Genomic DNA, 21,571 nt, shown 5'->3' with positions numbered 1-21,571 from the left:
AAGGGCAGGAATCCGAAGGGCAGGAAAGCGGCAGGGCGCCCGGGCCCGCCCCCCGACGGCGGGGCCCGGCGCACGGCGCGCGGCGCGGATCAGACCCGCCGCTCGGCCCGGCGACGCATCCAGAACAGCCCGCCGCCGGCGAGGGCCGCGGCCACGAGCCCGCCGCCGATGGCGATGTCGGTCGGCGTCGCACCGCTGGAGCTGCTGCCGCCCAGACCGCCCTGGACACCGCCGATGACGGTGAACGCGGCCGGCTTGGTCAGCCGCCGGCCGGAGCAGTTGACGGTGATGTCGTGGGAACCCGGACGGGCGTTCCGGTGGATCGTCGCGATGCCCTTGGAGGTCTCGTTCGCCCCCTTGACCGGAGTCAGGTGGGTCCTCGAGAACGCGTCCGAGGTCATCGTGCCGCCGTTGGGGCAGCCGTCGACGGTGACGGTCATCTGACCGCCGCGGGCGATGACGCTGGGCATGGCGACGATGTTGCTCGGCGTGTGGTGATCGCCGCCGGCGTTGGCGGTGGGGGCTGCCAGTCCGAGAACAGCGACCGCGGCGCCTGCGGCCGCCAGGGCACGAGAGTTGCGCATGTGATCCTCCGCGGAAGGCGCCCCCGGGACCCGTACCCGGTCGATCGGCGAGAAAGCGCCTCCGAGAAAGACCCTCAGTTGCCCTGGCAGCGCCCGCATTTCGGGAATGGTCCGTCCTGGTGAGCGCGTGTCCCGCGGCGGAACCACGGCAGCGGATATCGCCGCAGGTCACGGACCGTCAGAAATATCCTGTGCGCCGCACCTCGGATGGCGCACTTCGCGGGGCGCCGGCCACCCGTTCGCCCCCGTCCCCGTCGCCGGTCGGGCCGCGGGCACTTAGCGTTTTCCCATGCGCGAAGTGACACGGCGACGGCCGTGTCGAGAGGGGATGGCGAATGTCTGCGTCGGAGCTGGCCGAAGAGGAGGAGCGGCGGCGGAAGCGCGCTCCCTGGGGCGTGATAGCGCTGGTGCTGCTGACCGGCCTGGCGCTCATTCGCAACGGCTCCGGGGAGTTCGACGTGGGGCCGCCGCAGCCGGCCTCGGCGGCCTCCTCGGACAGCCGCCGCGCCCCGGAGGACATCACCGTGGCCGCGGGGCTCCAGCCGCTGCCGTACTCCGTGCCCGACCGGGTCAGGATCCCCGCCATCCAGGTCGACGCGCCCATCATGCCGGTCGGTCTGGACGCGGACGGCTGGGTCGACGCGCCGCCGCCCGAGGACCCGAATCTGGCGGGCTGGTTCACCGCGGCGGTGACCCCGGGGGAAAAGGGCACCGCGGTCGTCGTCGGCCACGTCGACAACCAGCAGGGCCCCGCCGTGTTCTACGGGCTCGGGGCGCTGAAGCAGGGCAACAAGGTGGAGGTCTCCCGCGAGGACGGAAAGACCGCGGTGTTCGAGATCTACGCCATCGAGGTGTTCGAGAAGGACAACTTCCCCGGCGACCGGGTGTACGCCTCCAAGGGCCATCCCGAACTGCGGGTCATCACCTGCGGCGGCGGCTTCTCCAAGCAGGAGGGCTACGCGGGGAACGTCGTCGCCTTCGCCCGCCTGGTCGAGACCCGCTGAGCGGATCGCCGTCCGGGCGGGCGGCGGCGTCTCACAGGTACTGCCGGCGCGGGACGGTGAGGTGGTAGCCGTCGTCGATCAGCCGCGGGAGATAGGAGCGCAGGGCGCGCACGCTCTGGGAGCGGTCGCCCCCGGCGTCGTGCGAGAGCACCACGACGCCGGGGGCGGCGCCGTCCTCGACCCGGTCGACGATGGTGCTCGTGCCGGGCGTGGTCCAGTCGAGGGTGTCGACGGTCCAGGCGAGCGGCTCCATGCCCAGTTCGGCGCCCAGTTGGAAGGCGGCCCGGTTCCACGCCCCGTACGGTGCCCGGAACCAGCGCGGCGGCTCGCCGCAGACCTCCTCGACGACCTCGCTGGTGCGTTCCATCTCGGTGCGGATGCGGCGGCGGGAGAGCCGGGTCAGCAGGGGGTGGGACCAGGTGTGGTTGCCGACGACGTGCCCTTCGTCTGCCATGCGGGCCAGCAGATCGCGGTTGCCGGCGGCCATCTCGCCGCACACGAAGAACATCGCGCGCACCTCGTAGGTGGCGAGGGTGTCCAGGATGTCCGGGGTGTAGCGGGGGTCGGGGCCGTCGTCGAAGGTCAGCACCATGGTGCGGCCGCGTCCGGACACCCGCAGCAGGGGTTCGCGCCGTACCGGGGTGCGGCCGGGCACGGCGCGCGGCGGGCCGTGGCCGGTCATGGGCTGGAGCCGGTAGGCGGAGGGCCCGAGGGCGCTGCGCGCCCGGGGCCCGGGCGCGGGCGCGGGTGCCGGCGGGCGGACGGGGTCGTCCCCGAGGAGCGTTCCGAGCACTCCGGCGGTACCCGCCGCCCCCACGGCGGCGGCCCCGGCGAGCAACGCGCGGCGGCGGGTGAGCAACTGGACCTTCTTCATGACTCATCAGTCGCCCGGCGGCGGGCCGACGCACCAGTGCGACACCGGGGCGGCGGCACGTTTCCACCCGCCCGGCGCAGTGCCGGCTCTCAGTGGCGGCGCACCAGGGGGAAGGGCAGGGTCTCGCGGATGGTGAGTCCGGTGAGGAACATCACGAGGCGGTCGACGCCGATGCCGAGGCCTCCGGTGGGCGGCATGGCGTACTCGAGGGCGTCGAGGAAGTCCTCGTCCAGCTCCATCGCCTCGGGGTCGCCTCCGGCGGCGAGCAGGGACTGGGCGGTGAGCCGGCGCCGCTGTTCCACCGGGTCGGTCAGCTCGGAGTAGGCGGTGCCGAGTTCGGTGCCGAAGGCGACCAGGTCCCAGCGTTCGGCGAGCCGCGGATCGGTGCGGTGCTGCCGGGTGAGCGGGGAGACGTCGGTCGGGAAGTCCTTGTAGAACGTGGGCAGCAGGGTGCGTTCCTCCACCAGCCGCTCGTACATCTCCAGGACGACGTCACCGGGCCCGTCGTCCGGGGTGTAGGGCACGCCCGCCCGGTCGCAGAGCCGGTGCAGTGCCGCCGGTTCCGTGCCGGGGCCGATCTCCTCGCCCAGCGCCTCGGAGAGGGCGCCGTGGACCGTCTTGACGGGCCAGGGCCCGGAGATGTCGTACTCGGTGCCGTCCTTGCGGGCGACGGGGCTGCCGAAGGCGGCGGTGGCCGCGCCCTGGATCAGCTCGCGGACGAGGTCGAGCATCACCGTGTAGTCGGCGTGGGCCTGGTAGGCCTCCAGCATGGTGAACTCGGGGTTGTGCTTGTAGGAGACGCCCTCGTTGCGGAAGGTGCGGCCCAGTTCGAAGACCTTCTCCAGGCCGCCGACGCACAGCCGTTTCAGGTACAGCTCGGGGGCGATGCGCAGGTACAGGTCGAGGTCGTAGGCGTTGATGTGGGTGGTGAACGGGCGGGCGTTGGCGCCGCCGTGGATCTGCTGGAGCATCGGTGTCTCGACCTCCAGGTAGCCGCGGTCCAGCAGGCCCTGGCGCAGTGCCTGGACCGCGGTGGAGCGGGCGCGGACCACGTCGCGGGCGGCGGGGCTGGTCACCAGGTCGAGGTAGCGGCGGCGGACCCTGGCCTCGGGGTCGGTCAGGCCGCGCCGCTTGTCGGGCAGGGGACGCAGGCACTTGCCGGTCAGCAGCCAGGAGGTGACGAAGACGGTGGGTTCGCCCTTGTCGCTCAGTCCCGCCCGCCCGGTGACGGTGACGTGGTCGCCGATGTCGGTGTCGGCGGTGAAGCGGTCCGGGGCCGGGCCGGAGCGGTCGCGGGTGAGGGCGATCTGGTGGTCGCCGGACCAGTCGCGCAGAACGGCGAAGACGATGCCGCCGAAGTCGCGGACCAGCATGATCCGTCCGGCGACGGTCACCTGTTGCCCGGCGCGGACCTCGGCGAGGGCGTGGCTGGGGGCCGCCACGCCCACCGGGTAGGGGTCGGTGCCGGCGGCGCGCAGCCGGTCGAGCCGGGCGTGCCGGACGCGGACCTGGTCGGGCAGGCCGGCGTGCGGGTCGGGGGGCCCGGTCTCGTCTGCGCCGGCCGCGCCGTCGGGCCCGGGCGGGCCGGACGGCGCGGCCGGTGCCGTGCCCACGGCGGCCGTGGGCGCCCGGCCGGTGCCGTGCGGGTGCCCCTTGGCCCAGAGCTTGCGCAGCGAGGGTACGGAGACGAAGCCCTCGGCGATGCCGGAGGCCAGGCCGATGCGGGCCAGGGAGGCGGCGTCGCCGTAGCAGAGGAAGCGCGGGCACCACTCGGGGCGGTACTTGGCGTTGGAGCGGTACAGGGCCTCCAGCTGCCACCACCGGGAGAGGAACAGCAGCAGGCGCCGCCACAGCCGCAGCACGGGGCCGGCGCCGATGCGGGCGCCCTCCTCGAACACCGAGCGGAACACCGCGAAGTTGAGGGAGATCCTGCGCACGCCGAGTCTCGGGGCGGCGGCGCACAGCTCGGCGACCATGAACTCCGTGACGCCGTTGGGCGCGCCGCGGTCCCGGCGCATCAGGTCCAGGGAGAGGCCGTCGCGGCCCCAGGGCACGAAGGAGAGCAGGGCGAGCAGCCGGCCGTCGGCGCCGAGGGCCTCGACGAGGAGGCAGTCGCCGTCGGCGGGGTCGCCGAGCCGGTCCAGGGCCATGGAGAAGCCCCGCTCGGTCTCGGTGTCCCGCCAGGCGTCGGCCCGGGCGACGACCTCCTCCGTCTCCTCGTCGGTGAGGTCGGCGTGGCGGCGGATCCGGCAGGTGGCTCCGGTGCGGCGGACCCGGTGCACGGCCTGGCGGGTGACCCGCATGTCGCGTCCGCCGAGGTCGAAGCCGGGCACGTGCAGGACCGCCTCGTCGCCGAGCTGGAGCGCGCCGAGCCCGGCTTGCGCATAGGCGCGGGCGCCGTCCTCCGAGGCTCCCATCACGGCGGGCGTCCAGGCGTGCCGCCGGGCCACGTCCCGCCAGGCGGCGATGGCGCGGGGCCATGCCTCCCGGTCGCCGACCGGGTCGCCGCCGGCCAGGCAGACACCGGCCTCGACGCGGTAGGTGACGGCGGCCTTGCCGCTGGGCGAGAAGACGGCGGCCCGGTCGCGGCGGGTGGCGAAGTAGCCGAGGGAGTCCTGGGCGCCGTAGGTCTTCAGCAGGGCGCGGATGCGCTGCTCCTCGTCGCCGTGCAGGGCCGCTTCGAGGCGCTGGGAGCGGAACAGGGTGGCGGCGGCGCTCAGCAGGGCGAGGGCGCCGAACAGGCCGAGCAGGAAGGTGACGGCGCGCGGCGGGCGTCCGTCGTAGCGGGCGGTGGAGACCAGGCCGCCGCAGACCCGGTCGGCGGTCCACAGCAGCCGCTGACCGCCGGGGAGCGTGCCGGGGAAGAATTCCACCAGGCCCCAGCCGGCGAGGATCGCCACCGCGAGGCCGGCCAGCAGCACGGCGAGCGCCCGGCGTACGGCGCCGCGGCGGGAGACGGCGTAGAACTCGGCGCGGGCGGCGATCAGCAGTGCCAGCAGCACGGCGCACACGGCGAGGGAGGGGACGGAGCCGGCGTACTCCCCCACGGCCGTGCCCACGGCGTCGGCCAGGACCAGCAGGGCGAGGTAGACGACCACCAGCCACCAGGCGATCTTCTTGCGGGCGGCGGTCGCGGCGGCGAGCAGGAAGAGGAAGACCGCGTAGGCCAGGTTCGGGGAGATCGGCACGAGCAGGGTGCCGACGAAGTCGGTCACCGGCCGGAGCAGCCGCCGCAGCGGCGGGATCAGGGCGAGCAGGACGCAGAGGGCACCGAGGGCGCCGAAGGAGCCCGCGAGGACGTCCGGCACCCGGGCGAGCCGGCCGGGCCCGGGCGGGCGTATGCGGCCTCCGGCGGTGTCCTCGGGGGTCTCACCCCGTGCGGTGGCGGTCATGGTGGTGACTGTAGGAAGGCCGGGCCCGCCGCGCCCGTCGAGCGGTTCGGCGGTGGGGGCGTTCCGCGGGCTCCGATAGCCTCGAGGGGTGACGGAACAGCGGCACTCGCATCAGTTCGAACGGGGTACGGACGGGCCGAAGGTCATCGTGGTCGGCGTGGACGGGTCGGACTCCTCGCTGCGGGCGGCGGCCTACGCGAGCGGTCTCGCCCGCCGGCAGCGGGCCCTGCTGGCCGTCGTGTACGTGCAGCCGGTACTGGCGGCGGGCGCGGTGCTCGGCGCTCCGGTGGCGGACACCACCGACGAGATCGCCGAGGACCTGGTGGCGCAGATCCGGGAGGCGGCCGAGCGGGTGCGGGGGATGTTCGAGGTCCGCTGGGAGTTCCACACCTTCCGCGGCGATCCGTACAACGGGCTGGTGAAGGCGGCCGACGAACTGACGGCGGACGCCGTGGTGGTGGGCGCCTCCGAGCAGGCGGGCCACCGGATCGTGGGGTCCGTCGCGGTGCGGCTGGTGAAGGCGGGGCGCTGGCCGGTGACGGTGGTGCCGTAGCAACGGCGGGTGCCGCGTGTGCGCCGGCGACGGCGGGCGTCACAGGGTGCGGAGGAAGTCCAGCAGGGTCCTGGTGAACTCCTCGGGCTTTTCCAGGTTGGTGTAGTGGCCGGCGCCGTCGATCGTCGCCGAGCGTCCGTCGCGGACGGTGCGCACCAGGCGTTCGGCGGCGCCCCTGAGGTCGTCCGGTTCGAGGGAGCCGTTGACGGCGAGCACCGGTACGTCGATCTTCGGGACGCGGGACCAGGTGCCGGTCATGGGCACGTGGTGGTCGGGCTCGCCGGGGCTGTGCTTGGACAGGGTGTGCAGGGCCATCTCGCGCAGGTGGCGCAGGACGGCCGGGTCGATGTCGTCCGCGGTGCGGTGCGGGCCGGGGACCACGCGCAGGAACGCGGCGACCCAGCCGTCGAGGTCGCCGGCCGCCAGGGTGCGCGCGTAATCGGCCAGGATCTCCTGGTACCAGGGGTCGGTGTACTGGAAGTCGCTGGTCGCGGCGCCGCAGGCGACCACCGCGCGGACCAGGTCCGGGTACTCCAGGACGGTGTCGGTGGCGATCGCGCCGCCCATCGAGACACCGACGAGCACGGCGGGTCCGGCGTCCAGGTGACGCAGCAGCCCGGCGAGGTCGTCCGCCCAGCGGAAGGGCCGGGTGGCGTTGGCCGACAGGCCGTGGCCGCGCACGTCGGGGGCGACGACGCGGTACCGCTCGGCCAGGACCGGTATCTGGGCGTCGAAGAGCCGGTGGTCGACGAATCCGGAGTGGAGCAGCACGACCAGGTCGCCGGCACCGGTGTCCCGGTAGGCGAGGTCACCGTCGGAGGAGGGGAAGCAACGCAGATCCACAGGAGCAGTCATGACAACCAAGGTGTCATCTACGGTCGCGTTTGGCAACCCAGGTGTCATGATGAAGGAGTGACCGATACCGACGCCCCCCTTCCCCCCGACGAGCTGGGCCGGCGCCTCACCGAGGTGTACGACCTGGTCGGCCCGCTCTACCGGCGCGCCCAGCGCAGCGTGGAGCAGGGCCTGACCGACGCCGGACTGTCCGTCGGCGTCCGCGCCGTGCTCGCGCTGCTGCACCGCAACGGGCCGATGACCGTGCCGCAGATGGGCCGCGCACAGGCGATCAGCCGTCAGTTCGTGCAGCGCATGGTCAACGAGGCCGCGGCCGGCGGACTGGTCGAGGCCGTCCCCAACCCCGCGCACCGGCGCTCCTCGCTGATCCGGCTCACCGAGGAGGGCCGGGCGACGATCGCCGCCGTCCTGGAGCGCGAGCACCTGCTGCTGCGCCGGGTCGGCGGCGACCTCACGGACGCCGAGGTGACGGCGTGCCTGCGGGTGCTCGGCTCCATGCTGACGAGCCTCGACCACGTGACCGACGACTGAGCCACGCGGGAGGCGACACCTGAGCCGCCCGGGAGGCGACACCTGAGGCGCGGGAGCCGGCACCTGAGCCGTGCGGGAGCCCGCGGCCGGGCCACGCGGGAGCCGCGCCGTTGCCGCGGGGCTCGCCGCCGGGGTTCTCCCGCCCCGGGGCGTTGCACCGCCCGCCGGGCCCTACTTCCCCATCACCAGCCCGTCCTCGGCCGCGCCGCGGCTGAGGACCACCTCGCGGATGCGGTCGCGCACGGCGGTGACCTCGGCGCCCTGGGCGAGCGCGCGGTTGAGGTCGACCACCCGGCCGGCGTCGAAGTCGAACCACTGCGGGACGAACTCGGCCTTGGTCACCTCCCAGCGCCCACCGGGCCGGGCGGGCGGGGCGAAGGTGAAGCGGGCGATCGACGACTGGTTGCCGCGCGGGTCCCGGGCACCCTCGTGGTTGATCATGTCGCCGGCGATCTGGTCGCCCATCCCGTACACCACCCAGGTGCCGTTGACCTTCTCGTACGCCTGCGGCACATGGGCGTGGGTGCCGAGGATCACGTCGATGTCGGGGCGGCCGTCCGTGCGGGCGGCGGTCAGCCGCCGGGCCAGGGTCAGTTGCTGCTCGTCCGGCTCGTCCTGCCACTCGGTGCCCCAGTGCAGGGACACGGCGACCACATCGGCCCCCGCCTTCCTGGCGGCCGCCGCGTCCGCGAGGATCTTGTCCTCGTCGATGAGATTCACCGCCCAGGGCCGGTCCGCGGGCAGCGGGCGGCCGTTGGTGCCGTAGGTGTAGGCGAGGTGGGCGACCTGGGCGCGCCCCGCGCGCAGCAGGGTGACGGTGTCGGCCTCCTGCCGCGTCCGCGCCGAGCCGGCGTGCCGGACCCCGGCCCGGTCCAGGGCGTCCAGGGTGCGGCGGATGCCCGCGGCGCCGTCGTCCAGGGTGTGGTTGGAGGCGGTGGAACAGCCGTCGTACCCGGTGGCGGCGAGGGCGGCGGCGACCTCGGGCGGGGACTTGAAGGTGGGGTAGCCGGAGTAGTCGCCGTCGGCGCCGTAGACGGTCTCCATGTGACACAGCGCCAGGTCGGCGCCCGAGACGACCGGCTCGACACCGGCCAGCATGGGACGGAAGTCGTAGCCGGTGCCGCCGGCGTCGAAGCGCGCCCGGTCGATGATCGACTGGTGCGGCAGGACGTCACCGGAGGCGACGAGCGTGAAGGAGCCGCTGTCGGGCGCCTTCGGGGCCTCGGGAGCCGGGCGGGCGGGTGGCGACTCCCGCTCGCCGCCCGCCTGACAGGCCGCGCCCGCGGCGAGGACGGCCGTCAGCGCCAGGGCCACCTGGCGACTGCGTGTGATCATGCGTTCACCCCGCTGTGGTCATCCACCGACAGAAAAGTCGTATTTACGCATAATCAGGAAAGAAGGCATGGACCGTCACACACGGCTCCGACACGCCCTTTAGCCCGTCCGGTGGTCGCGAACTGGGTCCGCCGACCGTTCATCGAACCGTTCATCGACGCGATCGACCGCCCGTCGCACATCCGTGCGCGCACCCTGTCCCCCGACGGCCCCCTGCGATGCCATACGGCCATGACGGCCGGAACCACCACCCTCGCCCACCAGACGACCGCCGAGCACGAGCTCGCCGCGCTGCAGCGGGAGCACGGCCGGACGCTGTTCGCCCTGCTGCTGCGGCTGTGCGACGGCGACCGGCAGCGCGCCGAGGACCTCGTGCAGGAGACCCTCGTCCGGGCCTGGCAGCATCCCGAGGCCCTGCGCGCCGACGACTTCGACTCCGTACGGCCCTGGCTGCTCACCGTCGGCCGGCGGCTCGCCATCGACGCGCGGCGGGCCCGGCAGGCCCGGCCGCCGGAGGTCGGCGACGCCGTGCTGGAGAACGCGCGCGTGTGCGCCGATCACGCCGAGCGGTCGGCCGCCGCGGTCGACGTCCGCGAGGCTGTGAAGACACTCACGCCGGAGCACCGTGAAGTACTGGTGCTGGTGTACTTCCAGGGGGCGAGTGTGGCGGAAGCTGCGTCAGCCCTCGGCATTCCGCCCGGTACCGTGAAGTCCCGCGCGTACTACGCGCTGCGCGCCCTGCGCAGGGTCCTGCCGGGATACGCCCCCGAACTGCGGTGAAACCGACTGCTGAGTCAAACCTCCGTAAAGCGCCTTGCCGAGGACCCCGGTTGAGTAATCGGCTGTCCTCATCCGTGTTCCGGACGGGGCCCTGTCGCAGGGGCCCGTGGATGGGCGCCGCGCACGCACCGGAGGAAGGCAGGAAGGGATGCTGCACAGAGGTCAGGAGAGCACGGACGGCGGCGACGAACTGGCCGTCCCCATGGCGTGGTTGTACGCCGAGTACATCGCCGACGAACTCCTGCGGACCGGCGACCTCATGCCGCCGACGTCCTTCGAGTTCCGCGCCGGGCGCGACGCCCTGGCACTGACCGTCTTCCTCTCCGACACCGAGGGCGAACTCGGCGGCGTCCGGGTCGTCTCCCAGCTGGAGACGTGGCTGTCGCTCACCGCCTACGACCAGCCGTGGCACGAGTGGGTGCGCGAGCGGCTCGCCGAGGTCGCGGCCGAGACCGCCGCCTCGGGGCGCGGCGCGCCGGACCTGGAGCTGGCCCGCGCGGCGTGGCGCTGGCTCCAGGAGACCGAGCTGCTCGCCCCGGACCTCAACGCCGTGCCCGGCGGCGCGGGGGCCGGCGAGGACGAGGGCCCGAAGGTGTGGACACCGGCATGGCAACTGGGCCTGCCGCTGGGGCACCTGGCGATCCACCTGTTCTAGGGCCTCCGGCGCGGCGCGCCGCCAAGGGGCGCGGGGAACCGCGCGAGCAACCACACACCACCGCTCACACCCTCCGGCGCCCGAGGACACCCTGCGGAAAAAATCTCGGCGGGCGGACCAATCCGCCCGCCGCACCGCTCCGAACTCCTTGGTTGCGATTCTCCGCGTGGCTTGAGTGATTCGGCGGTCCTCTGCGTACGGATGGGAGCAAGGAGTAACCCCACCCGCACCCGACGGCACGAGGATTCGGCATGAGGTCCCTGGAGAGGCATCGCGACGTCGGCGCCTACGCGCTCGGCGTGCTGGACGAGGCGGACGCCTTCCGCTTCGAGGACCACCTCATGGAGTGCCCCCGCTGCGCCGCGGCGGTGACCGAATTCGGCCCCACCACACGGCAGATGCTGCTCTACCGTCGTGCCACGCCCCGTTTCGTGCACCCCATGACCCGGCCCGGCCCGGCACTGCTGGACCGGCTGGTCACCCAGGTGGCGGCCCGGCACCGGGCCGGGCGCCTGCGGATGTGGTGCGCCGTGGCCGCCGCGGTCGTCCTCGCGGCCGGCGGACCCGGCTTCGTGGTGCTCGCGGAGCAGCCCGGCAGGGAGGCCCGGACGGTGAGCGTCAGCGCCACCGACGAGCGGTCCGGGGTGTGGGCCCAGCTCACGACCGAGGACCAGGCCTGGGGCAGCGATGTGCGCCTGGAGGTGAAGGACGCGGCGGGGCCGCGCCCCTGCCGGCTCGTCGCCGTCGGCCGCGACGGCTCCGAGCAGACCGTGACCAGCTGGACCGCCCCGGAGGGCGACGCCGCGCCGAGCACCATGCGCGGGGGCGCCGCCCTGCACCCGGACCAGATCGCCCGCTACGAGGTGCGCACGACGGACGGGGAGCGCCTGATCACGCTGGAACCGCCGCGGTAGCGCGGCCGGTGCCGGCCTCCGCCGCCGCGTCCAGCGTCTCCGCCCGGATGCGGGCGCAGGTCTGGCCGAGCAGGCGGGAGACGTGCATCTGGGAGATGCCCAGCCGCTCGGCGATCCGGCTCTGCGACCAGTCCTCGAAGAAGCGCAGGTAGAGGATGGCGCGCTCACGGGAGGGCAGCCGCCGCACCGCCTCCTTGACGCTCTCGCGGTCGACCACGAGCTGGAAGGCGGGGTCGGGCTCGCCGAGGACGTCCATCAGGGCGGCACCGTCGGGGTCCGCGCCCGCGTCACCGCCCGGCGCGTCCAGGGACAGCGCCCGGTAGCTCTCCAGGGCCTCCATGCCCCGGGACACCTCCTCCTCGGAGAGCCGGGTGTGCCGGGCGAGATCGGCGACCGTCGGGCGGGGACTGCCGGGCGTCAGGGCGAGTTCGACGTAGGCGGCGCGCACCGCGTTGCGCAGTTCCTGGACCCGGCGCGGCACCCGCACGTCCCAGGTGCGGTCCCGGAAGTGGCGCCGCAGCTCGCCGCGGATCGTGGGTATCGCGAACGGCTCGAACGGGCCCCGGCCGGGGTCGAACCGGCGGATGGCCTTGAGCAGCCCCAGGGCGGCGATCTGCCGCAGGTCCTCGACGGACTCGCCGCGGTCGCGGAAGCGGGCGGCGAGACGGTGGGCCATCGGCAGCCACGTCCGCAACAGCTCCTCCTGCTGCCGTTCCTTCGCCGGCCCCTCGGCCAGGGCGGCATAGCGGCGGAAGGCGGCAACGGGGTCCGTGACGGCGGTCGGGTGCGGACGGGCTGCGACGTCGGTCGGCATACTGCTGGGTTCCTCGCTGTGGGCTCGGTCACGTGCTTTCTCCGACCTTCTATGCCCATGCCCTTCTTGCGCCCATTCGGGACTTTCGTCCCTTATTCGGATGCTCCGACTACTTCAACAGGCGTGACAGTCTCCGGTCGGCCAGCGGCTTGCCCCCCGTCTGGCAGGTCGGGCAGTACTGGAGCGAGGAGTCGCTGAAGGAGACCTCGCGGATGGTGTCGCCGCAGACGGGGCAGGCCTCGCCGGTACGGCCGTGGACGCGCAGACCGCTCTTCTTCTCCGCCTTGAGACGGCCGGCGGCCAGCCCGCGCGAGCGCTCGACCGCCCCGGCGAGCGTGTCGCGCAGGGCGGCGTACAGATGGGCGGTCTCCTCCGGGGTGAGGGACGAGGCGAGCTTGAACGGCGACATCCTGGCCGCGTGCAGGATCTCGTCGCTGTAGGCGTTGCCCACGCCGGCGATCAGGCCCTGGTCGCGCAGGGCGCCCTTGAGCTGCCGCCGTTCGCCCTCCAGGAGCGCGGCGAAACGGGCCTCGTCGAAGTCGTCGGCGAGCGGGTCCGGGCCGAGCCGGGCCACCCCCGGCACCTCCCCGGGGTCCCGCACCACGTACACCGCGAGCCGCTTCTGCGTGCCCGCCTCCGTCAGGTCGAAGCCGGCGCCGTCCGCCAGGGCGACGCGCAGGGCGAGCGGCCCCTTGCCCGGCCGCGGGACCCCGTCGGGGAGGCGGTCCTTCCACTGGAGCCAGCCCGCACGGGCCAGATGGGTCACCAGACGCGGGCCGCCGGCGGTCTCGACGTCCAGGAACTTGCCGTGCCGGTGCACGGCGGCGACCGGCCGGCCCTCCAGCTCCGCGACCGGAGGGTCGTAGGTCTTCAGGACGCTGATCGCCACGGGCAGCACCCGGGCGATCTCACGGCCGGCGAGGTGCTCGGTGAGGAACTCCCGCAGCGCCTCCACCTCGGGCAGTTCGGGCATACGTCCAGAGTGCCACCCGGCGCCCGCGGCGCCAGCCGGGTGGCGGGATCAGGGCCCGTCCCCGGGCTCGGGCTCGACGAACTCCGCCCAGACGCACTTGCCCCCGCCGCGCGCCTCCACCCCCCACACGTCGGCGAGCATCTCGACCAGCATCAGGCCCCGGCCGGAGACCCCCGACTCCCCCGCCTCACGGCGGCGCGGCAGGGCGCTGGAGGAGTCCTCGACCTCGACCCGCAGCCGCCGGCCGGTGCCCCCGAACGCCCTGAGCGTGACGATCGCGGAGCCCTCGGTGTGCATCAGGGCGTTCGTGATCAGCTCGTCGGCGACCAGTTCCACGGCGTCGGACCGGTCCTCGGCGCCCCAGGCGCGGGCGGCGGCGCGGACCATGTGGCGGGCCTCGGTGAGCGCCTCCGGGTCGCCCGGGGCGACGTGCTGCTGGAGCCGGCCGGCGGTCCGCGGGGCCTCCGGTTCCCGCCGCCGCAGCAGGAGCAGCGCCACGTCGTCGCCGCCGCCGCGCTGGACCGCGTCCTCGATCAGCAGGTCGGCGAGTTCCCGGACGTCCTCGGGGCCGACGGCGACGAGGTCCGTGAGCGCCCGCAGGCCGTCGTCCAGGTCGGCGCCCGGCTGCTCGACCAGTCCGTCGGTGCACAGCACGAGCGTGCAGCCGGGGTCCAGTTCCAGGGTGGCGACCGGGTAGTCCAGGCTCTGGAACTCGGCGGACAGCCCGAGCGGCAGCCCGCCCTCGACGGGGGCCCGGCGGCAGATGCCGTCGGTGCCGCGCACCAGGGGGTCGATGTGCCCGGCGCGGACCACCTGGACGACTCCGGTGGCGAGGTCGGTCTCGGCGTACAGGCAGGTGGCGAACCGGTCGGTGTCGAGTTCGTGGAGGAAGACCGACGCCCGCGCCATCACGGTGGCCGGGGTGTGGCCCTCGGCGGCGTAGGCGCGCAGCACGATGCGCAGCTGGCCCATGACCGCGGCGGCGTGCGTGTCATGCCCCTGGACGTCGCCGATGACGGCGCCGACCCGGCCGCCGGGCAGCGGGATCAGGTCGTACCAGTCGCCGCCGATGTCCCGGCCGAGGGTGCCGCCGACGGTGGCGGCGCGGTAGCGGACGGCGATGTCGCAGCCGGGGACGCTGGGGATGGTGCGCGGCAGCATGGCCTGCTGGAGTCCGGCGGCGAGGTCCATCTCCTGCTCGTAGAGCATGGCGCGCTGGAGGCTCTGCGCGATGCTGCTGCCGAGCGCGATCAGGACGTTGCGGTCCTCGGGCGAGAAACCGCGCCGGTCGTCGTAGAGCAGGCCGACCGCGCCGATCGGGCGGGCCTGGGCGATCAGCGGCAGATAGGCGGCGGAGGTGATGTGCAGGCCGGTGAGGTGCGGCCAGAGGATCGGGTAGCGCTCGGCGAACTCCTCCGGGGACTCGATGAACTGCGGGCTCAGGGTCCGCACCGCCTCGCTCATCGGGTAGGCCTCGTCGATGCCGGTCAGTTCGGTGCCGGGTACGAAGCCGCCCGCGGGTCCCTCCGCGAGCAGCCGGATCCGGCCGCCCTCGACCTGGCCCAGGACGAGGCTGGCGACGCCGAGATGGCTCAGCCCGCGGGTCTCCCTGAGGACGTCCACGACGTCGTCCACGGTGCGGGCGTGCGCGAGGGCGGCGGTGGTGAGCTGGACGACGCCGGTGTGCTGCCGGCGGGCCTGGTCGAGGGCGGCCCGTTCGCTGCGCGCCGCGGTCTCGGCCAGTTCCTCGGTGGCGTCGCGGACGATGCCGACGATCCGCCGGGGGCGGCCGGTCTCGTCGCGCCGGATGTAGCCCTGGGTGTGGGTCCAGCGCAGGGTGCCGTCGCGGCAGCGGAGCCGGAAGTAGGTGCCGTAGTTCTCGCTGCCGTCCTTCATGGCCTGGGCGACCAGCTCGTCCAGGCGGCGGCCCTCGGCGGCGGGGACCCGCGGCGCCAGGGACTCGGGGCGCCCGTCGTACTCGCCGGGACGCAGGTCGAACACCTCCTGGGCCTGGGCGTCCATGTGCAGCAGCCCCGTGTCCAGGTCCCAGTCGAAGCTGCCCATGCGGTTGAGCGCCAGAATCGGGTCCGGGTGGGCGGGCCAGTCCTCCGGGAGTGACGAGGCGCTCGCTCCCCGATCAGCCATGCGCCCACCTTGCCAGGATTCGTCCGGTTCTTCGACTTGTTCGGTGTCGTCGGCCGCTCCACGGCCCGGCTTGTGCGCCGCTCGGCCTCCGCGCCGCCCGGCGTCCCCGCTGCCCGGTCTCCCCGCCGCCCGGCGTCCCGTCGCCCGGCGTCCCGTCGCCCGGCGTCCCGTCAGTCCGCGAAGACGTCCGTGGGGCTGCCGAAGACGCCGCCGGCCGCCGGATCGTCGGCGTCGGGGACGAGTCCGCCGCCGTCGGGCGGGTCGGGGACCTCCGGCACGGACTCGGGCCCCGCCTCGTCGGCGGGTGCGGAAGCGGCCTCCTCGGCGGCCGGCGGCGACGCGGCGTCCCACGGTGCGGCCGGCGGGGCCGGCTCCACGGGGGCGGCGGGCCCGGTGGGCGCAGGCGGCTCTCCCGGTGGAGACGCGGCGGCACCCCGGCCGTCCGGGCGGTGTACGGCCGTGCCCGGCTCCGCCACCGGTTCCCGGGCCGGCGGCGCATCGGGGGCGACACCGTCCGCACCGGCGTACGCGCCCGCCTCGTCACGCGGGTCACCGCGCGGGGCGCCGTCCGGGACCGGGGTCGGCGCACCGGTCGCCCACTCGGGCGGCGGGACGACGCGGTCGCGGCGGGCGTCGGGGCCGAGCGGCCGCACGACCCACGTGCGGTCGGCGACGTCCACGATCGTGAACCCGTCGACCGCCCGGGGCGCCGGGGTCACCGCGATCACCTCGGCCGGACGGTACCCGGGCCAGGCCCGCCCGTGGACGGCGGCGTCCGGCCGGAGCCGCGCCGGCGGTGCCAGCGGACTGCCGGAGGCACAGCGCACGCGCGGAACACCCCGGTCGTCGACGAGAACGGCGGTGCCCTTCTGGAGGACGGACTGCCGTCCCCTCGCCCGGCCGTCCCGGAAGCCGTGGTCGGTGACCCTGGTGTCGGCGCGCAACTGGACCGGCGTCAGCCGCCGCAGGTGGCCGGGGACCGCGGCCGGGGAGATCCGCGCGACCTCGGCGAAGGCGCGGGCCTGGGCGGGACGGGCGGTCAGCCGGCGGATCTGCCGGGCGACGTCGCAGCCGGCGCGCCGGGCGGTGCCGCCGTACAGGCCGGGCGTGCCGCCGGACAGGGAGCGCGGTGCGAGCGGGACGGCGCCGGGCCGGCCGTCCCCGGGCGGCGGCTGCGGCGTTCGGGTGACCGCCGTGGGGGTAGCCGTCGTGGTGACCACGGAGTCTGTGGTGGATGTGGAGTCCGTGGCGGCCCTGGACTCCGTCGCAGCCGTGGAATCCGTGAACGGGTCCGGCCCGCGGTCCCCGGCCGGCTGGAGCCGGAGGGAGCCGCTCGCCCCGGCCCCGGTGTCGTCGCCGTCACCGGCCATGTCGCAGCCGGTGGCCGTGGCGAGGACGGCCACCGACAGCACACAGGCGGTGGCACACGTCGCGAGGAAGGGTCCGGTCGAGTGGCGCACGGCGTTCTCCCACCTCGTCTCGGCACTCCGGCCACGATGGTCGCAGCGATCGCAGAGAGCACAGCCACCACCGCGACCACCGCGACCACCGCGACCACCGCGACCACCGCGACGACAGTGACCACAGCCACGACATTCCGGACAATCGGCCACTATTGTCTGCGTCACTCGCGTGGATCACGCAAGTGCATCGGTCGCGCACGCGGAGTGACGCGAGCGGAAGGAGGCGGCCCGTGGAGTGGTTCACCGCGCCCGACTACTGGCTGAGCCGACTGGTCTTCCAGAAGGCCCTGGCGGCGGTGTACCTCGTCGCGTTCCTCACCGCGGCACTCCAGTTCCGCGCGCTGATCGGGGAACGCGGGCTGCTTCCGGTGCCGCGCTTCCTGGAGCGGGTGCCGTTCAAGCGGGCGCCGAGCCTGTTCCACTGGCGCTACTCCGACCGTCTGTTCGCCGGCTGCGCCTGGGCGGGCTGCGCGGTCTCGGCCGCACTGCTGGCGGGCCTGGACTCGGTGCTGCCGCTGTGGGGCGCGATGCTGCTGTGGCTGGTGCCGTGGGCCCTGTACCTGTCGATCGTGAACGTCGGCCAGACCTGGTACTCCTTCGGCTGGGAGTCGCTGCTGCTGGAGACGGGGTTCGTGGCCGTCCTGCTCGGCAACGACGAGGTGGCCCCGCCGGTCGTCGTGCTGTTCCTGCTGCGCTGGCTGCTGTTCCGCGTCGAGTTCGGGGCGGGGCTGATCAAGATGCGGGGCGACGAGTGCTGGCGCAAGCTCACCTGCCTGGACCACCATCACGAGACCCAGCCGATGCCGGGCCCGCTGAGCTGGTTCTTCCACCATCTCCCCCGGCCGCTGCACCGCGTCGAGGTGGCCGCGAACCACGTCACCCAGCTGGTGGTGCCCTTCCTGCTGTTCACTCCGCAGCCGATCGCCACGGCCGCCGCCGCGCTGATGATCGTCACCCAGCTGTGGCTGGTGCTGTCGGGGAACTTCTCCTGGCTGAACTGGATCACCATCGTGCTGGCCCTGTCGGCGGTCGAGTTCCCCTCCGACGCCCCCGCCGTGCCGGCCGCGCCGCTGTGGTACGAGATCGTCGTCCTCGCCGTGGCCGCGCTGCTGCTGGCGCTCAGCTACCGCCCGGTCGTCAACATGCTCTCCCGCCGCCAGGTGATGAACCGCTCCTTCGACCCGCTGCACCTGGTCAACACCTACGGCGCGTTCGGCAGCGTGAGCCGGGTGCGCCACGAGGTGGTGATCGAGGGCACCGCCGACGAGGTGCCGCGCGAGGACTCCGACTGGCGGGAGTACGAGTTCCGGGGCAAGCCCGGTGATCCGCGCCGCTGGCCGCGCCAGTTCGCGCCCTACCACCTCCGGCTGGACTGGCTGATGTGGTTCGCGGCGCTGTCCCCCGCCTACGCCGGGTCCTGGTTCGGGACGCTGGTGGAGCGGCTGCTGGAGAACGACCGGGCCACGCTGAGACTGCTGCGCCGTTCCCCGTTCCCGCCCGACGCGCCGCCCCGATACGTCCGCGCCCGCCTGTTCCGCTACCGGTACACCACGTGGCGCGAGCTGCGGGAGACGGGCGCCTGCTGGCAGCGGACGTACGTACGCGAGTACCTGCCGCCGACCCGGCTGACGGGGGCCCGGTCCGAGGACTGAACCGGGCCCCCGGCCGCCGCTAGGCGCGCCTCAGCCGCAGCGTCATCAGCTGGAACGACCGCAGCCGTACGGCGATCCGGTCGCCGTCGGCCTGCGGCGCCGTGTCACCGGCGGGCAGCGGGCGCTCCAGCAGGTCCGTCGCCGTCACCTCCGCGACCGGGAAGGACGCCGTGAGCGTGGCCCGGGCCCGGCCGCCGTGCGCCTCGTGGAAGCGGACCACCACGTCGCCGCTGCCGTCGTCGGCGAGCTTCACGGCGGTGACCACCACCGCGTCCTGGTCGACCGTCACCAGCGGCGCGACCTCCCCGGCGCCGGTGAGACGCCGTTCGGGCTGGTTGATCCGCCAGCCCTCGCGCACCGCGTCGCCGATCCCGGCCCCGGGCACCAGCGCGTGCCGGAAGCGGTGCACGCCCTGGTCGGTCTCCGGGTCGGGGAAGCGCGGGGCACGCAGCAGGGACACCCGCACCGTGGTGGTCGTGCCGCCGTCGCCGTCGGTGCGGACGGTGCGCGTGACGTCGTGGCCGTACGTCGAGTCGTTGACGAGGGCCACGCCCCAGCCGGGCTCCTCCAGGTGGACGAAGCGGTGGTTGCAGGCCTCGAACTTGGCCGCCTCCCAGCTGGTGTTGGTGTGGGTGGGCCGGTGGAAGTGCCCGAACTGCGTCTCGGAGGCGTAACGTTCGGCGTGCACGTCGAGGGGGAAGGCGAGCTTGAGGAACTTCTCCGTCTCGTGCCAGTCGACCTCGGTGTCCACCTCCAGGCGCCGCTGCCCCGGCGGCAGCGTCAGCACCTGGGTGACCCGCGAGGACCCGAAGGCCCGCACGATCCGCACCGACGTGCCGTCCTGCCCGGCCGTCACCGACTCGGCGTCGGTCAGGTCGGTGACGGTGTTGCGGTAGAACGCGTCGACGTCCCAGGCGTCCCACATGTTCGGGAAGTCCGGGTGCAGCTGGAGGAGGTTGGCGGCCCGGCCGGGGGCGATCGTCTCCCGCTCGGCCCCGAGGTCGTAGGCGGAGACGACCAGTCCGCGCTCGTCGATCTCCACCCGCAGCAGGCCGTTGTCGAGGACGTGACCACCGTCGGGGCGCCCCCGCAGCTCCGTCCGGCCGGCGGTGGACGCGGTCCGCGCGCCGCCGGCCGGCACCCCCGAGCGGGTGTGCGGGGCGGCGTTGAAGACGAGCGGGGTGTCGCCGTCGCCGGCCAGGGCGCGCTGGGCGGCCTCGACGATCGCGGTCAGTTCGGCGGCGACCTTGTCGTAGGTGGCGCGGGCCTCGCGGTGCACCCAGGCGATGGAGGAGCCGGGCAGGATGTCGTGGAACTGGTGCAGCAGCACCGTCTTCCAGATGCGGTCCAGATCCTCGTACGGGTAGCGGAAGCCGGTGCGTACGGCGGCCGTGGCGGCCCACAGCTCGGCCTCGCGCAGCAGGTGCTCGCTGCGCCGGTTGCCCCGCTTCGTCCTGGCCTGGCTGGTGAGGGTGGCGCGGTGCAGTTCGAGGTACAGCTCGCCGACCCAGACGGGCGGCTCGGGGTTCTCCGCCTCCGCCTTCTCGAAGAAGGCCTGCGGGGTCTCCCAGGTGACCGTGGCCGAGCCCTCCAGGTCGCGCAGCCGGGCGGCCTTGGCGATCATCTCGCGGGTGGTGCCGCCGCCCCCGTCGCCCCAGCCGGTCGGGGCGAGCGAGTGCCGGGCGACGCCCTTGTCCTTGAAGTTGCGGGCGGCGTGGGCGATCTCGCTGCCCTTCATGGAGCAGTTGTAGGTGTCGACGGGCGGGAAGTGCGTGAAGATCCGGGTGCCGTCGATGCCCTCCCAGCGGAAGGTGTGGTGCGGGAACGTGTTCGTCTGCGACCAGGAGATCTTCTGCGTCAGCAGGTACTTGGCCCCGGCCGCCTTGATGATCTGCGGCAGGCCGGCGGCGAACCCGAAGGTGTCGGGCAGCCAGGCCTCGTCGTTCTCGATGCCGAACTCGTCGAGGAAGAACCGCTTGCCGTGCACGAACTGCCGGGCCATCGCCTCCGAGCCCGGCATGTTGGTGTCCGACTCCACCCACATGCCGCCGGCCGGCACGAACCGCCCGTCGGCGACCGCCTTCTTCACCCGCGCCCACACCTCGGGCCGGTGGTCGCGCACCCAGGCCCACTGCTGCGCCTGCGACATGGCGAAGACGAAGCCGGGCTCGTCCTCCAGCAGCGCGGTCATGTTGGAGGTGGTGCGGGCCACCTTGCGGACGGTCTCGCGCAGCGGCCACAGCCACGCCGAGTCGATGTGGGCGTGGCCGACGGCGCTGATCCGGTGGGCGGAGGGGACGGCGGGGGCGGAGAGCACCCCGGTCAGCTCCGCGCGGGCGCGGGCGGCGGTGCCGCCGACGTCCTGGAGGTCGACGGCGTCCAGTGCCCGGTCCACGGCCCGCAGGATCTCCCAGCGGCGCGGCGCGTCCGCCGGCAGCTCGGCCATCAGCTCACCGAGCACCTCCAGATCGATCACCAGCTGCCACACGGTCTCGTCGAAGACGGCGAGATCCATCCTGGTGAGCGTGTACTGCGGCTCGCTGCCCGCGGTGTCCTTGTCGCCGAGCGGGGTCGGCACGAAGGGGTGGTAGTCGAGGATGACGGGGTTGGAGGCGGCCTCGATGTGCAGGCGGACCTCCTCGCCGCCCTCGACGGGGGCGCCGATCCGCACCCACTGGTTGCGCGGGTTGAGGCCCTTCACCGGGGTGCCGTCGGGCCGGTAGACCAGGCCCTCGCACTGGAAGCCGGGCATGTTCTCGTCGAAGCCGAGGTCCAGGACCGCCTCGACGGTCTTCCCCGCCCACGCCTCCGGCACGGTGCCGGTGACGCGGAACCAACTGGTCCCCCACGGGGCGCCCCAGCGGGCGCCCACCGCGACGGGCTCGGGTTCGGCCGACAGTCCCTCGGCGACCGGCACGGGTTCGCCGGGCGCGTGCCAGACCGCGACGTCCAGCGGCACGGACTCGGGGTACACCGCGGGGCGGACGCGTTCGTCGAGGACGCGCTTGAGACGGGCTTCGACCAGGTTGCGGTCGTCATGCATGCGG

Annotated in this window: 17 protein-coding genes; 7 read left to right on the top strand and 10 right to left on the bottom strand. The window is 74.0% G+C overall.

Annotated elements, in window-relative coordinates; all coding sequences use genetic code 11:
- Window positions 1–89 precede the first annotated feature (89 nt).
- Window positions 90–584 (bottom strand): hypothetical protein, encoded by a 495-nt coding sequence (locus tag ACZ45Q_RS14395; RefSeq protein ID WP_468259893.1) that lies wholly within the window; start codon window positions 582–584, stop codon window positions 90–92.
- 335 nt (window positions 585–919) lie between these two features.
- Between ACZ45Q_RS14395 and ACZ45Q_RS14390 the strand changes: the two genes are divergently transcribed.
- A complete protein-coding gene (locus ACZ45Q_RS14390) occupies window positions 920–1,588 on the top strand; it encodes a class F sortase (RefSeq protein WP_468259890.1) in 669 nt (222 codons plus the stop codon).
- A 31-nt stretch (window positions 1,589–1,619) separates the two neighbouring features.
- On the opposite strand, the gene ACZ45Q_RS14385 is transcribed toward ACZ45Q_RS14390, so the two are convergent.
- Entirely contained in the window at window positions 1,620–2,462 is an 843-nt protein-coding gene (locus ACZ45Q_RS14385) for a polysaccharide deacetylase family protein (RefSeq protein WP_468259887.1), read from the bottom strand.
- An 89-nt stretch (window positions 2,463–2,551) separates the two neighbouring features.
- On the bottom strand, window positions 2,552–5,854 hold the full coding sequence (gene lysX / locus ACZ45Q_RS14380; protein ID WP_468259885.1) for a bifunctional lysylphosphatidylglycerol synthetase/lysine--tRNA ligase LysX: 3,303 nt from the start codon (window positions 5,852–5,854) through the stop codon (window positions 2,552–2,554).
- Between the two features lie 88 nt (window positions 5,855–5,942).
- On the opposite strand from lysX, the gene ACZ45Q_RS14375 reads away from it, so the two are divergent.
- Window positions 5,943–6,407 carry a universal stress protein gene (locus ACZ45Q_RS14375; protein WP_468259882.1) on the top strand — a complete coding sequence of 155 codons (465 nt, stop codon included), beginning with the start codon at window positions 5,943–5,945 and terminating at the stop codon, window positions 6,405–6,407.
- A gap of 39 nt (window positions 6,408–6,446) precedes the next feature.
- Here ACZ45Q_RS14375 and ACZ45Q_RS14370 read toward each other — a convergent pair whose 3' ends face one another.
- Window positions 6,447–7,262 (bottom strand): alpha/beta fold hydrolase, encoded by an 816-nt coding sequence (locus ACZ45Q_RS14370; protein WP_468259880.1) that lies wholly within the window; start codon window positions 7,260–7,262, stop codon window positions 6,447–6,449.
- A 57-nt stretch (window positions 7,263–7,319) separates the two neighbouring features.
- Between ACZ45Q_RS14370 and ACZ45Q_RS14365 the strand changes: the two genes are divergently transcribed.
- On the top strand, window positions 7,320–7,793 hold the full coding sequence (locus ACZ45Q_RS14365; protein ID WP_468259877.1) for a MarR family winged helix-turn-helix transcriptional regulator: 474 nt from the start codon (window positions 7,320–7,322) through the stop codon (window positions 7,791–7,793).
- 171 nt (window positions 7,794–7,964) lie between these two features.
- Here the strand turns inward: ACZ45Q_RS14365 and ACZ45Q_RS14360 are convergent, their stop codons facing one another.
- Entirely contained in the window at window positions 7,965–9,128 is a 1,164-nt protein-coding gene (locus tag ACZ45Q_RS14360) for a CapA family protein (RefSeq protein ID WP_468259874.1), read from the bottom strand.
- 231 nt (window positions 9,129–9,359) lie between these two features.
- On the opposite strand from ACZ45Q_RS14360, the gene ACZ45Q_RS14355 reads away from it, so the two are divergent.
- The 3 genes from ACZ45Q_RS14355 to ACZ45Q_RS14345 all read left to right on the top strand — a co-directional run bounded on the left by ACZ45Q_RS14355 (window position 9,360) and on the right by ACZ45Q_RS14345 (window position 11,477).
- Complete coding sequence (locus ACZ45Q_RS14355) at window positions 9,360–9,908, top strand: sigma-70 family RNA polymerase sigma factor (RefSeq protein WP_468259871.1); 549 nt, start codon at window positions 9,360–9,362, stop codon at window positions 9,906–9,908.
- 148 nt (window positions 9,909–10,056) lie between these two features.
- Complete coding sequence (locus tag ACZ45Q_RS14350) at window positions 10,057–10,563, top strand: hypothetical protein (protein ID WP_468259869.1); 507 nt, start codon at window positions 10,057–10,059, stop codon at window positions 10,561–10,563.
- A gap of 251 nt (window positions 10,564–10,814) precedes the next feature.
- Window positions 10,815–11,477 (top strand): zf-HC2 domain-containing protein, encoded by a 663-nt coding sequence (locus ACZ45Q_RS14345; RefSeq protein WP_468259866.1) that lies wholly within the window; start codon window positions 10,815–10,817, stop codon window positions 11,475–11,477.
- Here ACZ45Q_RS14345 and ACZ45Q_RS14340 read toward each other — a convergent pair.
- The 4 genes from ACZ45Q_RS14340 to ACZ45Q_RS14325 form a co-directional block, all read right to left on the bottom strand.
- Window positions 11,455–12,291 (bottom strand): SigB/SigF/SigG family RNA polymerase sigma factor, encoded by an 837-nt coding sequence (locus ACZ45Q_RS14340; RefSeq protein ID WP_468259863.1) that lies wholly within the window; start codon window positions 12,289–12,291, stop codon window positions 11,455–11,457. The two genes, ACZ45Q_RS14345 and ACZ45Q_RS14340, sit on opposite strands and share 23 nt — an antisense overlap.
- A 109-nt stretch (window positions 12,292–12,400) precedes the next feature.
- Entirely contained in the window at window positions 12,401–13,264 is an 864-nt protein-coding gene (locus ACZ45Q_RS14335; protein WP_468259860.1) for an Fpg/Nei family DNA glycosylase, read from the bottom strand.
- Window positions 13,265–13,312: 48 nt separating this feature from the next.
- Window positions 13,313–15,409: a SpoIIE family protein phosphatase gene (locus tag ACZ45Q_RS14330; RefSeq protein ID WP_468259857.1), complete on the bottom strand. Its 2,097-nt coding sequence runs from the start codon at window positions 15,407–15,409 to the stop codon at window positions 13,313–13,315.
- A gap of 170 nt (window positions 15,410–15,579) precedes the next feature.
- Window positions 15,580–16,869: a DUF6777 domain-containing protein gene (locus tag ACZ45Q_RS14325; protein ID WP_468259854.1), complete on the bottom strand. Its 1,290-nt coding sequence runs from the start codon at window positions 16,867–16,869 to the stop codon at window positions 15,580–15,582.
- Window positions 16,870–17,102: 233 nt separating this feature from the next.
- Between ACZ45Q_RS14325 and ACZ45Q_RS14320 the strand changes: the two genes are divergently transcribed.
- Entirely contained in the window at window positions 17,103–18,524 is a 1,422-nt protein-coding gene (locus ACZ45Q_RS14320) for a lipase maturation factor family protein (protein WP_468259851.1), read from the top strand.
- Between the two features lie 19 nt (window positions 18,525–18,543).
- Here ACZ45Q_RS14320 and ACZ45Q_RS14315 read toward each other — a convergent pair whose 3' ends face one another.
- Window positions 18,544–21,567, bottom strand: a complete 3,024-nt coding sequence (locus tag ACZ45Q_RS14315) for an alpha-mannosidase (protein WP_468259848.1) — start codon at window positions 21,565–21,567, stop codon at window positions 18,544–18,546.
- Window positions 21,568–21,571 lie beyond the last annotated feature (4 nt).

Source organism: Streptomyces sp. NPDC031049 (assembly GCF_055571015.1).
Note: the sequence above shows the minus strand (reverse complement) of the source record. Positions and strands in the feature narration are given on the sequence as shown.